Source organism: Plesiocystis pacifica SIR-1 (assembly GCF_000170895.1).
GTDB classification, from domain to species: Bacteria; Myxococcota_A; Polyangia; order Nannocystales; family Nannocystaceae; genus Plesiocystis; species Plesiocystis pacifica.
This window is the reverse complement of record NZ_ABCS01000019.1, coordinates 87,680-100,782: the sequence shown is the minus strand read 5'-3', so window position 1 is coordinate 100,782 and position 13,103 is coordinate 87,680. Positions and strand designations below refer to the sequence as shown.

General features: G+C 71.2%; 10 protein-coding genes. 7 read left to right on the top strand and 3 right to left on the bottom strand.

Annotation, left to right across the window (positions count from 1 at the left end):
- Positions 1-15: 15 nt before the first annotated feature.
- The 5 genes from PPSIR1_RS42520 (at position 16) to PPSIR1_RS42515 (ending at position 4,441) form a co-directional block, all read left to right on the top strand.
- Positions 16-735, top strand: coding sequence for an EboA domain-containing protein (locus PPSIR1_RS42520; RefSeq protein ID WP_006971413.1), 720 nt, complete (start codon positions 16-18; stop codon positions 733-735).
- Positions 736-778: 43 nt separating this feature from the next.
- Positions 779-1,669 carry a TatD family hydrolase gene (locus tag PPSIR1_RS12405; protein ID WP_006971412.1) on the top strand — a complete coding sequence of 297 codons (891 nt, stop codon included), beginning with the start codon at positions 779-781 and terminating at the stop codon, positions 1,667-1,669.
- 5 nt (positions 1,670-1,674) lie between these two features.
- Positions 1,675-3,093, top strand: coding sequence for an alkaline phosphatase family protein (locus PPSIR1_RS12400; protein ID WP_006971411.1), 1,419 nt, complete (start codon positions 1,675-1,677; stop codon positions 3,091-3,093).
- Positions 3,083-3,748: an NAD(P)-dependent oxidoreductase gene (locus tag PPSIR1_RS12395; RefSeq protein WP_045115885.1), complete on the top strand. Its 666-nt coding sequence runs from the start codon at positions 3,083-3,085 to the stop codon at positions 3,746-3,748. Before PPSIR1_RS12400 ends, PPSIR1_RS12395 begins: the two co-directional genes overlap by 11 nt.
- A gap of 81 nt (positions 3,749-3,829) precedes the next feature.
- The gene (locus PPSIR1_RS42515) at positions 3,830-4,441 is read left to right on the top strand and encodes a hypothetical protein (protein ID WP_006971409.1); all 612 of its coding nucleotides are present in this window, start codon (positions 3,830-3,832) and stop codon (positions 4,439-4,441) included.
- A gap of 23 nt (positions 4,442-4,464) precedes the next feature.
- On the opposite strand, the gene PPSIR1_RS12385 is transcribed toward PPSIR1_RS42515, so the two are convergent.
- From PPSIR1_RS12385 to PPSIR1_RS12375, 3 genes are all read right to left on the bottom strand, one after another.
- The gene (locus tag PPSIR1_RS12385) at positions 4,465-5,340 is read right to left on the bottom strand and encodes a hypothetical protein (protein WP_006971408.1); all 876 of its coding nucleotides are present in this window, start codon (positions 5,338-5,340) and stop codon (positions 4,465-4,467) included.
- 185 nt (positions 5,341-5,525) lie between these two features.
- Entirely contained in the window at positions 5,526-6,389 is an 864-nt protein-coding gene (locus PPSIR1_RS12380) for a TrmH family RNA methyltransferase (protein ID WP_006971407.1), read from the bottom strand.
- Positions 6,382-7,539, bottom strand: a complete 1,158-nt coding sequence (locus tag PPSIR1_RS12375) for an isocitrate/isopropylmalate dehydrogenase family protein (RefSeq protein ID WP_045115867.1) — start codon at positions 7,537-7,539, stop codon at positions 6,382-6,384. Before PPSIR1_RS12375 ends, PPSIR1_RS12380 begins: the two co-directional genes overlap by 8 nt.
- Positions 7,540-7,689: 150 nt before the next feature.
- Here PPSIR1_RS12375 and PPSIR1_RS50750 point away from each other — a divergent pair, with 150 nt between their 5' ends.
- Together PPSIR1_RS50750 and PPSIR1_RS12365 are read left to right on the top strand one after the other, a co-directional pair.
- Complete coding sequence (locus tag PPSIR1_RS50750) at positions 7,690-9,762, top strand: HEAT repeat domain-containing protein (protein ID WP_006971405.1); 2,073 nt, start codon at positions 7,690-7,692, stop codon at positions 9,760-9,762.
- A gap of 306 nt (positions 9,763-10,068) precedes the next feature.
- Entirely contained in the window at positions 10,069-12,987 is a 2,919-nt protein-coding gene (locus tag PPSIR1_RS12365; protein WP_006971404.1) for an FG-GAP-like repeat-containing protein, read from the top strand.
- Positions 12,988-13,103: the final 116 nt, after the last annotated feature.

Here is a 13,103-nt window from a genome sequence, read left to right as displayed (position 1 = left end):
CCAAGGAACCCTCCCATGACCACGCCCCTCGACACCCACGCCCTCTCGGAATTCGCCGCGGCCCTCGTCGCGGTCCATGCCGGGCACCCCGCCCACGCCTGGCTGAGCCGCAGCCTCGGCCGGCTCCGGACCCTCGCGCTCCCCGCCGACACGCCCCTGCGCGTGGCCATGGCCCGCTCGGGTCGCATGCTCGGCGGCGTGCAGCTGCCCGCGGACACCCTCGAGGCGCCCCTGCCCCTCCCCCTGTCTCCCTTCCCCAGCGAGGCGTGGCGGCTCGTCGACCTCGGCCGCGCGGCCCTCGTGCGCGAGGCCTTCGAAGGCGCGAGCGCGACGCAGGTCGCGGACTGCTACGCCAAGCTGCTGCGCAGCGGCGGGCTGAGCGAGCAAGAGAGCCTGCTGCGCGCGCTGCCCCTGCTGCCCCACGGCGAGGGCCTCGTGGACGCGGCGATCGAGGCCAGCCGCACCAACGCGACCCCGGTGTTCGCCGCCCTCGCCCTCGACAACCCCTTCCCCGCCGCGCGCTTCCCCGCCCTGAACTTCAACCAGCTCGTGCTCAAGGCCGTGTTCCTCGGCCTGCCCGTGGCGCGCATCCGCGGCCTGGCCGCGCGCGCCACCGACGAGCTCGCGCGCATGGTCCACAGCTACGCGAGCGAGCGCGCCGCGGCCCACCGCAGCGTGCCCGCGGGGGTCGAGGAAGTCCTCGCCCTCGCCCAGCAACGCGCCGAAGCCATCTAAAGCTCCACCACCAAGCAATACACCCACCCACCGGACACGACCCATGCAGTACTTCGATCCCCACATCCACATGAGCTCGCGGACCACCGACGACTACCAGGCGATGGCCGCCGCGGGCATCACCGCGGTCATCGAGCCCGCCTTTTGGCTCGGCCAGCCGCGCACCCACGTCGGCTCCTTCGAGGACTACTTCCTGTCCCTCGTCGGCTGGGAGCGCTTTCGGGCCAGCCAGTTCGGCATCCGCCACTACTGCACCATGGGCCTCAACTCCAAGGAGTCCAACCACGCCGCGCTGGCCGACGGGGTCCTCGACCTGCTGCCCATCTACCTCGAGAAGGAGACCGTGCTCGGCGTCGGCGAGATCGGCTACGACGACATGACCGAGGGCGAGGAGCGCTGCTTCGAGATCCAGCTGCGCATGGCCATGGAGTACGAGCTGCCCGCGCTCATCCACACCCCGCACCGCGACAAGCTCGCGGGCACCCTGCGCACCCTCGAGCTCCTGCGCCGGCTGAACTTCCCCATGGAGCTGGCCCTGGTCGACCACAACACCGAGGAGACCATCGAGGCCGTGCTCGCGTCGGGGGCGTGGGCGGGGCACACGATCTACCCCGAGACCAAGATGAGCTCGGAGCGCATGGTCGAGCTGATCCGCAAGTACGGGACCGAGCGGATCATGGTCAACAGCTCGGCGGACTGGGGCGTCAGCGACCCCCTCGCCGTGCCCAAGACCGCCGATGCCATGCGCGCGGCGGGCTTCGGCGAGGACGCCATCGCCGAGGTCTGCTGGAACAACCCGGTCCGCTTCTACGCCCAGAGCGGCCGCCTCGACCTGCGCGAGGTCGCGACCACCCCGAGCATCGACCAGCGCGTGCTGTTCGAGGGCAACTCCGTGCTGCGCGGCCAGGCCCCGCGCGTCGACAACCTGGCGTGAGTCCCATGCAGCGCACCCTCGTCCTCAACGTCGTGGGCCTGACCAAGGCCCTGCTCGGGCCGCACACGCCCCGGCTCCAGGCCTTCGCCGAGGCCGGCGGGGCCCTGCCGCTGCGCACGATCTGCCCGGCCCTGACCTGCTCGGTGCAGTCGACCTTCGTGACCGGCGCCCTGCCCAGCCAGCACGGCTGCGTAGCCAACGGCTGGTACTTCCGCGACCTGGCCCAGGTCTGGCTGTGGCGCCAGTCCAACGCCCTGGTCGAGGGCCCCAAGCTGTGGGAGCTCGGCCGCGACCGCGACCGGGACTTCACCTGCGCCAAATTGTTTTGGTGGTACAACATGTACGCGAGCGTGGACTGGGCCGTGACCCCGCGGCCCATCTACCGCGCCGACGGGCGCAAGCTCCCGGACATCCACACCGCCCCCGGGTCGCTGCGCGCGGAGCTGACCCGGAGCCTGGGCAGCTTCCCGCTGTTCAACTTCTGGGGCCCGCGCGCGGACATCTCGTCCTCGCGGTGGATCGCCCGGGCGGCCATCGAGCTCGAGCGCCGCCACCAGCCCAGCCTCAACCTCGTCTACCTGCCCCACCTCGACTACGACCTGCAGCGCTTTGGCCCCGACGGGCCCGAGGCCGCCGCGGCCCTGCGCGAGATCGACGCGGTGTGCGGCGAGCTCCTCGACGCCGCCGAGGCGGCGGGGCTGCGGGTGGTGATCCTCTCGGAGTACGGGATCACGGCCGTCGACGGCCCGGTGCACATCAACCGCGCCCTGCGTGCGGCGGGGCTCGTCGCCACGCGCACGGAGATCGGCGAGGAGCACTTCGACGCCGGCGCGTCCCGGGCCTTCGCCGTGGCCGATCACCAGGTCGCCCACGTCTACGTCCGCGACCCCGAGGACGTCGCCAAGGTCCGCGCGCTGCTCGAGGGCCTCGACGGCGTCGAGCGGGTCCTCGACGCGTCGACCAAGGCCGCCGCGGGCCTCGACCACCCGCGCTCCGGCGAGCTCGTGGCGATCTCCAAGGCGAAGCGATGGTTCAGCTACTACTGGTGGCTCGACGACGCGCGCGCGCCCGACTACGCGCGGACCGTCGACATTCACCGCAAGCCCGGCTACGACCCCGCCGAGCTGTTCGTGGACCCGCAGCTGCGCGCGCCTCAGCTGCGCGTCGCCTCGTGGCTGCTGCGCTCGAAGCTGCTCAACCAGCGCGCGCTCTTGGACCTGATCCCCCTCGACGCCTCGATCGTCCGGGGCTCCCACGGGCGGGTCACCGACAGCCTCGACGCGGGCCCGGTGTTCCTGACCAACGCCCCCGAGCTCTTGCCCCAGGCCGAGGCTGTCGAGGCGACCGCGGTCCAGGGCCTGCTCCTCGACCACGTGTTTGGCCGCCAGGCCCGAGCCAGCGAGCGGCGGCGCGATGCGAGCTAGGCGGAGCCCGCCCAGGACCCTGACCCTGCTCGGGGCCACCGGTCGGACGGGGCGGCACCTGCTGCGCCTCGCCCTGCACGGGGGCTACCGCGTGCGCGCCCTCGTCCGCGACCCCCGGGCCCTCGCCAGCCCCCACCCGCGCCTCGAGTTGGTCCCCGGCGACGCCTGCGAGCTCGGGGCGATGGAGCAGGCCGTCGCGGGCGCGAGCGTGGTCCTGAGCACCCTCGGGCACACGCCGAGCTCGGCCGACGACGTGCTCACCCAGGCGGCCCGCAACCTCGTCGAGGTCGCCCGACGTCGCCCCATCGAGCGCGTGGTCGCGCTGATCAGCGGCAGCATCCTCGTCCCCGGCGACCGGCCCCCCCTCGGCTACCGCTGCCTCACCCACGCCTTTCGCCCCTTGTTCCGCCGCCGCTTCACCGACAGCCGCCGCCAGGCCGAGGTGATCCTCGGCAGCGGCCTGGACTACGTGCTGGTCCGCGCGACCCGGCTCTCGGACGAGCCCGGCACCGGGGAGGTCGAGGCCGGCCCGCTCGACGGTCGCGTGCGACCGACGATCCCCCGGGTCGACGTCGCCGCCTTCATGCTCGAGCAGGTCTGGAGCGACGCCTTCTTGCACCAAACACCCCTGGTCCGCCGACCGCGGCGATCCTGACCATGCCCGACGACCGCGAGTGAACGCGTCGAGATCACGGGCGGGCTGGCCTCGCGCCGACAACCGTGTATATATGACACCATGCCTCGTCGCCGCCGAGCACCCAAGCCCCCAGAGCCCCAGGCGTGGCGGGCCAAGACCGAGGCCGCGTTCCATACGCCGGCCTCCTTCGCCGCCTACAAGCAGGCCCAGGGCTTCGCGCTGCTCGGGGTCATGGGCTACGCGGGGAGCTGGCGGCGAACGGGCAAGACCGGCGCAGCGCTAAAGGCCCACGTCGCGGCGGCTCGAGCCGCGCTCGAGGCCGAGCTTTGCGCCGCGCGCGAGCGCCACGGGATCAAGCTGGTGATGGCCAGCGGCGCGACCAACAACGGCGTCCTCGAGCTCGCCTACGACCTGTGCGTCGAGCTGGGCATCCTGGCCATGGGCATCACCTCGGGGCGAGCCTTGGCCTACGAGGTCGGGGCCATGGACTTCGTCGTGCCCGTCGGCTCGCGCTTTGGCGACGAGTCCCAGGACTTCGTCGAGCTGTGCGACGAGTTCCTCGTCCTCGGCGGAGGCGATCAGTCCCTGGCCGAGGCCGAGGCCGCCCTGGCCGTGGACAAGCCCGTTCGGGTGATCGTGGGCTTTGGCGGGGCCGCGGACGCGCTCGCGGCCCGGGAGGAGCTGACCCAGCTCGTCCGCGTCGGCCCTTGACCCAACTTCTCAGGTCGCCCTGCTCAGGCCGCGCCGAACACATCGGCCAGGGCGACCCAGCCGGTCTTGCCGTCGAAGCTGATCAGCAAGCTGGCCTGGAGCTCGTCGAGCTTGCCGACCTCGCCCAGGTCCGAGAGCTTCGTCGGCCCGTAGACCTCGCCCTCGTACTCGAAGAACCACCGCTTGCGCCCCGGTCGGCTGGCCACGAGCTCGCGCACCCGGGTCACCTCGGCGTCGTAGGCCGCCCGCTCGTCGTCGTCCCAGACGCCGTTGCCGTTGGCGTCCCAGTGGCTGAGCAGGGCGCTCTCGCGCTGGATGGCCTCGCGCTCGTCGGCGGCGTGCTCGAGCTGGGAGACGATGGTGCTGATCTTCTCGGCCTGGTCGGTGCGCCCGGCCTGACGCAGGCGCGCCTCTTGCTTGCGCAGCTGCGCGAGCAGGTGGGCCTCCCGCCAGCGCGAGGGCATGAGGCCCAGGCGGATCAGCACCCAGGGCAAGAACACGGAGGTGCCCGGGACGGGGACGACGGAGTTGACCGCGACGATCAAGCCGGCCGGGACCACGCGCATGAGGTCGAGGACCTGCTCCTTGACCTTGCTGCGCTCCTCGGTGCTGAGCTCCCGCTCGCCCCGCATGCTGACGCCGATGAGCTGCGCCGCCTCGACGCTCTCCTCGTACTCCCCCACCACGAGGGACCACTGCTTGAGGGCCACGTCGCGGGCGCGCTTGCTGACCCGGCGCAGCAACCCTGGGGGGCGCTCGTAGGCCTCGAGCTCCTCGCTGAGGTCGCGCAGGCTGTCGACGTCTTCGCCCTGAGCCTCGAGCTCGTCGGCGATCGAGCGCAACAGGGCGACGTCGTCCTGCGGGTCCTCGTCCAGGGAGAACTCGAGCCGCGCTCGCATGGGCAGAGCTTACAACAACTGGTCTGACGATCCAGACGCGCGAGGCGAGGCCCGCTGGCTGGAGCAGATCGGCCCGCAGCGGTCTCGATACCCATCCTCCCGCGGGGCACGGACGGTGCTGTTCGCCGGCCTGCTCTAGACCGATGAACAAACTGCCGGGATGGCGAACGACAACGAGCGCCGACCTACAGCCCCCGGGGCCGAAGGGCGTAGAGCAAGATCGCCGTCGCCGCGGCGACGTTGACCGAATCCGCCCCCGCGACCACCGGAATCCGCACCCGCCGATCCGCCCGCGCCAGGGCATCCTCGTCGAGCCCCGCGCCCTCGTTGCCCACCAGCACGATCTGCCGCGCGGGTCGATCCACGGCGAGCGCGTCGAGCTCGAGCTCCCCCGCAGGCGTCGCCGCGACCACCGTCGCCGGCAGCTCCCGGCGCAGCTGCTCGACCGTCGCCGGCAGGGCCTCGCTGACGAGCAGGGGCACGCGGAACACGTTGCCCACGCTGGCGCGGATCGTCAGCCGGGCGAAGGCGTCCGCCCCCCGACCGTCGACGACGACCCAGTCGACCCCAAACGCGGCCGCGTTGCGAATCAGCGCCCCGAGGTTGCGCGGATCCGCGAGCCCGCTGGCCACGACCACGGTGACCTGCTCGCGCCGGCGCAAGGCCTCGATCTCCCACGGCTCGAGCACCGCGCGGGTCGGCGGGCGGCGGGCGCAGGCCAGCACGCCGCGGTGAAAGTCGAAGCCGGCCAGCTCGGCGATGCGCTTGCGCGGCAAGACGAAGGCCGGGACCCCCGGCGGCAGCGCGGCCTCGAGGCGCGCGCCGTGGCTGGGGGTGCAGACCAGGGACTCGACGGGGAAGCGCTCGGCCTGCTCGAGCAGGCGCTCGACGGCCAGCGCCCCCTCGACGATGAAGCGGCCGTCCTCGCGTCGACCTCGGAGCGCCCGAAAGGGCTCGAGACGGGGGTCGTCGAGCCCTTTCAGTTCGTCGAGGCCCTCACCGAGATGGATCAGCCCGCCCGACGCCGATGCTGGCGGCGCGTCAGCCAAGCTTGCGGACCGCGGCCTCGGCGATGGCCGAGCCGACCTCGCTGCACTTGCTCGCGCGATCGTTGCCGACCAGGTCGTAGGTCAGGGTCTCGCCCTTCTCGAGCACCTCGACGACGGCGGCCTCGATGGCCTCGGCGGCCTTGGTGAGCGTGGCGTCGTCCTTGCGCGCGGCGAGCCACTCGAGCCCCTCCTTGACCGAGAGGATCATCGCGATGGGGTTGACCTTGTCCTTGCCCGCGTGCTTCGGCGCGCTGCCGTGGATGGGCTCGAACATGGCGTTGTGCTTGCCGATGTTGCCGCCCACGGCCATGCCCATGCCACCTTGGAGGGTGGACGCGAGGTCCGTGACGATGTCGCCGAACATGTTCGAGGTCACGCACACGTCGTAGTACTCGGGCTGACCCACGAGCCACTGCGTGAAGGCGTCGACGATGGCCGTGTCCTTCTCGATCTCCGGGTACTCGGCCCCGATCTCGAAGAACACGTCGCGGAACAGCTGGCAGCCGTGGAGCACGTTGTCCTTGATGATCGCGGTCACGCGCAGCTTGCCGTCCTTGGGCGCGCCCTTGTTTCGGCGCTTGCACAGCTCGAAGGCGTGGCGGATGACCTGCTCGCAGGCGCGGCGGGTGATCACGCGGGTGTCGATGGCGACGTCGGCCTTGCCGCCGGGGGCGAGCTTGCCACCGGTGGGCGCGTAGAGGCCCTCGGTGTTCTCGCGGATGATCACCATGTCGACCTTGCCGGCCTCCCAGATCTGCTTGTGCCCGCCGTGGATGCGGTGCTGCACGCCGGGGTAGAGCTTGATGGGCCGGACGTTGGCGTAGAGGTTGAGGCGCATGCGGTTGCCGATGACCGGGGAGAAGCCGGCCATCTTGTTGTCCTTCATGAGCACGGGGCCGCCGGTGCCCGCGGGGTCGGGCCAGCCCACGGCGCCGAGCAAGATCAGGTCGGCCGCGTCGCACTTTTGGGGGGCGTCGGACGGCCAGTCGAGGTCGCCTTGCTCGAGGTAGTACTGCCCGCCACAGGGCACGTCCTCGATGGCCCACTCGATGCCCAGGGGCTCCGATACGGCGTGGAGCACCTTGAGGCCCTCGCGCATGACTTCCGGTCCAGTTCCGTCTCCTCCGAGCGTGACGAGCTTGTACGGCATGGGGCCGACCCTAGCCCCTCGCGCGGTCGGGAGCGCCCTCGGAGTGGGTGAGCAACGTCACCGTTTTTTGGTCCAGCACTTTTCTGCAACGGCCGCGAGCAAGCGCGCTCTACCCCAACAGCAGGCCAAGAGCTGCAGGGAAGAAAGACCATGACCGCCGCCAACTCCTCGACCCCCACTCCGAACGGCACCTCCCCCCGACGCCGCTGGCGTCTGGCCAGCGCGGGCGTCCTCGCGCTCAGCCTCGTCGGTGGACTCACGGCCCTCGACGCGCAGGGCTCGAAGGACGCCGCAGACGACGAGGATGCGGCTGATGCGCTGGCCGCCCAGCGCTCGGCGGCGAAGCGTCAGGCCTTTGCGAAGCTCGCCAAGGACGGCGCGGGCGGCCTGTGCACCTTCGAGCCCGGCACGCAGATGGCCTACGACGTCGTCACCCACACGCACGTGGAGATCGACTTTGGGCAGATGGCCGCGGACGCCCAAGACGCGATGGCCCAGCAGCAGGGGGCGCAGATGCAGGTCGCCCGGGACGAGGCCAAGATCCACGACGTCGAGCGCTCGTGGCACCTCGACCTGGTCGCCCTCGCAACCGAAGACGACGGCGCGACGGTCCTCGCCGCGCGCATCCAAGACCGCGGCATGAAGGTCAGCGTCGGCGAGGACGAGCCCGAGTCCGCCGCCCCCGAGGCCTCCGCCAACATCGACGACACCTTCCTGATCCGCCTCGACAGCCGCTGCAGCATCCGCGAGTTCGGCTGGCGCACCGAGGGCGACCTCGACGCGACCCGGCAGCAGCAGCTGATGGCCGCCGGCCTGGCCTTTTGGGCCCCGCGCTCGACCGCCGAGGAGAGCACCTACACCGGGGTCAGCTTCGACGCCACCGGGCGCTACGAGGCCGCCTACGCGTTCGAGACCGACGGCACGCTGACCGGCGAGGTCCACAGCTTCGGGCAAAACCCAGGGGCGGCGAGCGTGCGCTCGAGCTTCGCCCCCGTGGCCATGACCGTGGTCGACTCGACCATCGAGGCCCAGCTCCAGCCCGGGCAGTGGTTCGAGCGCCTGGTCAACGCGCGCGACCTCGAGCTGCGCTTTGGCGGCGAGCCCTTCGGCGCCCACCTGCGCTCGACCAAGGCCGAGCGCGCCGACTTCGAGGGCTTCGCGCCCACGGTCGAGCTCGACGACGGCGGCTGGAGCTGGGGCCTGGTCCCCGCCGAGGCCCCGGATCAGAGCCAGCGCTTCGACCCCGACCTCGTCGGCAGGGAGCTCGACGACGTCCTCGCCAATTTCCGCGACATGCTCGAGGGCGGCGAGGGCGTGGGCAGCTACGGCGGCCTGCTCCGCGACTGGCTCCGGGCCAACCCCGAGCAGACCCCGGCGGTCCTCGCCCTGCTCGAGGACGGCAGCTTCGAGGGCCAATCCCACGCCCGCGCCGGCATCTTCTTCGCCCTCGGCAGCGCCAACACCGAGGCGGCCAAGGACGGCCTGACGGCGCTGCTGCGCGAGTCCAGCGTGGCCAACCAGATCGGGGCCGCCCACGCCCTGAGCATGGTCGACTCCCCGCGCACCGAGATGCTCGCGCTGCTCGCCGAGGGCTCGCGCGACGAGGCCCTGCACCCCATGGAGCGCGGGACCATGGGCCTGGCCCTGGGCGCGGTCGCGCAGCACGCCGAGCTCACCGATCCCGAGGCGGCCGCGGAGGCCCGGGGGATCATCGGCGGCTGGCTCGACGCGCCCGCGGACGACGAGCAGATCCAGGTCGCCCTGGCCGCGGCCGGCAACGCGGGCCACGACGAGCTCGGCGCGGCCGTGGGTCGCTACCTCGACCACGAGGACACCAAGGTGCGCACCACGGCGACCAAGGCCATGCGCCAGATGTCCCCGGAGGAGGCCTTCCCGCGGCTCGAGGCAGCCATGGGCGACGAGCAGCGGGTCGTGCGGCAGACCGCCCTCGAGACCGCCGCGGCCGTGGCCCGGACCCAGGGGACCGCGCCCTCGGAGGCCCTCGTCGAGCTCGCCGCCGGCTCCCTCGCCCCCGACGCCCACCAGGCCGAGCGCCACGCCGCCATGGCCCTGCTCGGCGAGGCCGCCAAGCGCGGCGACGCCGACGCGCGCGGCCTGCTCGACGACGAGCTCCGGTCCCAGCTCGACGGCGAGGCCATCGACGCCAAGGCCATCGCCGCCATCGGCCGCAACATGCCCGGGCGCTGGCGAGCCAACAACTGATCGCAGCATCTCGCAGTATCTCGCAGCATTCAGAAAGGAGCTTCGGCACTCAACCGTCCCCTCTCTTCCCGAGAGCGAGCGCGCCCGGTCCCCCCGGGCGCGCTCTTTTCAATTGGCCGACGTCGATCCGAGTGGGCCTCGAGGCCCGCGTGTCGACCCCTCGACGTTTCATTCGCCTGCGCGCCTTGACTTGGCTCTCGCTCAGTTTCCCGCAACACCTCAAAAACGGCGCAACGCGGCCGCGCCCTCGATCTCTAGCAAGTTGAGCCCGGCAAATGGCCTGGCGCAACGCACCGAGTTCGAGCCATGAACACCAAATCTCTGTCCATCCTGGCCCTCCCCCTGACCCTCCCCCTGCTCGCCACCGCCTGCGGCGACGCCCAGACGGTCACGGAGGACGGCCTGAGCAGCGACCGCATCGCCGTCGACAGCCTCGAGATCAGCTCCGAGGGCGCCGTCTATGTCAACCACCCCATGCGCGTCGCCGTGTCCGGCACGACCGCCGGGGAGTCCTACCGCACCGACCTGCTCGTCGGCCTGCGCACCCTCGACGGCAACGCCGGCTGCGTGCTCGGGGCCATGCCCGCCGAGCACGACGCAGCCAACGGTGAGGGTGAGCCCGCGCCCTTCTCCCAGGAGATGGAGTTCGTCGTCAGCAGCGAGTGCGCCCAGCTGGCCGGCCGCGACGACGTCGAGCTGTTCGCCTCCTTCGACCCCTGGAACCGCCTCGGCGAGCGCGATGATCTCGGCGACCTCGCGGGCGCTGGCGAGGCCGGCCTCGAGCTCTACGACATCGTCGCCGCCTCGGCCCTGAGCGCCGAGGGCTGCGAGTCCTGCGAGACCGTCTACGCCGTCCACGAAAACCCCGGCTACGACGCCCGCCTCGACAGCCTCGAGCTCGACAGCGTGGTCGCCGTGCTGCCCGTCGCCGACGAGGACGGCAACGCCCCCGAGCTCGGCAACCAGCCCCACTTCTCCGTGTCCGCGCAGAGCCGCGTGACCGGCCTGGCCCAGGGCCAGAGCCTGCTCGACGGCCTGGTCAACATCGAGTACCGCATCCGCCCGCTCGGCTCGAGCGAGGACGGCCTGCCCCTGACCCGCATCGAGGACCTGAGCCAGGGCCGCGAGCTCGCCGTGCCCACCGCCGCCGCCGTGCCCGTCGAGTCCCACGGCGCCGTGGCGACCACCGACGCCCTGTTCATCGAGGGCCAGGCCCGCGAGGCGATCACCGAGGGCGCGTGGTCCAAGCTCACCGACTTCGAGGTCGTCACCTGCCTCGGCACCGAGTTCGACCAGGCCGTCTACGCGGCCGAGGGCGAGACCGAGGCCCGGGCCAACGACTGCGGCGCGATCCCGGTCGTGGTCGCCCGCCAGACCATCGAGGACAGCGAGGCCCTGCTCGCCGGCGCGGCGACCAAGTCCCGCCCCGCCGACGTGTGGCAGCAGACCTGGTCCGCCGGCAGCGGCTACAACTTCGGCGAGTCCAACCTGACCTTCAAGGCCTGGGTCGAGAGCACCAGCGCCGACGGCCCCACGACCACCGAAAAGGGCATCTCCGTCCACAGCGCCGGCTCCTGGTTCGAGGCCGGGGTCTACTCCAACGCCAAGGTGTTCGGCACCGACGTCACCCTGGTCGACATCTACGGCACCTTCTTGGCCTACGACTGGGGCGGCGGCGGCGTGGCCATGGGCGCCTACGTGCTGTTCAACCAGATCGTCCCCGACTTCGAGATCCAGATCGCCGACGGCGTGCCCGTGACCCTGCAGCAGATGCTGGATCTGGCCGGCGTGCAGTCGGAGCTCGCGGTCAGCAAGAGCTTCAACCTCGCGGGGGTCAACTTCGACGACGGCTGCGGCTCGGTCAGCGCGGGCCTGTGGGTCGAGGGCACGCTGGGGGTCAACACCGAGGCCACCTCGATCACCCCCTTCGTGACCGAGCGCGGCGTGAAGCTCCAGGGCGTGTTCCAGCCCTACATCAACCTCGCGGCCAAGGCCGGCGCCACGGTCCACTACAGCGAGTTCATCGGCGGCGGCATCGTGGCGACCCTCGACCTCATCGACGTGCAGATGCCGTTCACGGCCACGGCGGAGTTCCAGGACTACGAGGCCCTCGACGCCCAGCGCCTGTACTTCACCCAGGACGTGGGCGCCCAGATCTCGACGCTCTCGGGCAACATCAAGTTCCAGATTTGGTACAAGATTCCGTGGCCGCTGTGCTGGTCCAACTGCACCAAGGACCACCACCACACCATCGCCAGCTGGAACGGGCTGAGCACCTACGTCAACTTCTTCAGCGCCAACCAGGTGATGACGATCGGCTCCGAGCGCCCGGGCGCGCAGTGGTGCTGGGTCCACGACGAGACCCTCTACGAGGGCGACTTCAACGGCGACGGCAAGCAGGACTGGATGTGCCACGTCCCGGGTAACCGTTGGAAGTACATCGACTTCAACGACGGCAGCAACAACTTCGCGGGCACGGACTACGTCAGCCAGCACTACTGGTGCGGCGGCGACCAGAAGCTGATGGTCGGCGACTTCAACGGCGACGGCCGCGACGACCTGCTGTGCCACGACGCGGGCAACAAGTACATCGACTTCGCCGACCAAAACGGCCACTTCAACGGCACGGACTTCCACCTGAGCATCGACTGGTGCTCCCACGCCGGCGCGTCGATCCAGATCGACGACTACAACGGCGACGGCCGCGACGACATCCTCTGCCGCGATCAAAACGACAACGTCTGGTACGACTACACCGACCAAAACGGGCACCTCGGCGGCACGGACTTCCACAGCCCCACCGGCGACTCGCAGTTCAAGCGCACCAAGATCCGCAACCGCTGGTACGGCGGCGAGTACATCAACAAGGAGAACGGCCTGGCCACGAGCGTGCCGACCAACACCGTCGTCGGCAGCGCGGGCTACGAGTCGCGCGACTGGATCTTCGAGCGCGTGAGCGGGACCCAGTACTACAAGATCCGCAACGCCTCGGACGGCAGCTACCTCCACCGCGAGAACGGCCCGCTCGTCGCCGACCACGGCTTCAACGGCCACAGCGGCCAGTGGTCCCTCGTGGCCGTGCCCGGGATGCAAAAGCACTACCGGATCATCAACCGCTGGACCGGGGAGGCCCTCCACCGCGAGTACGGGTCCCTGGCGGTCGGCCACGTCAGCGCCGGCGCGTGGAGCTCGCAGTGGGAGCTCGACGGTAGCTTCTTCCTCTAGCAGGCTGCTAGCAGTCGGGGGTCCACGGGCCCCGACGCCTCCCCCCGACCCGCGGCGGCCTCTCCGGCCTCCGCGGGTGTTTTCGTTGCCCCGCCATCGTCCCCTGGCCATGCCGC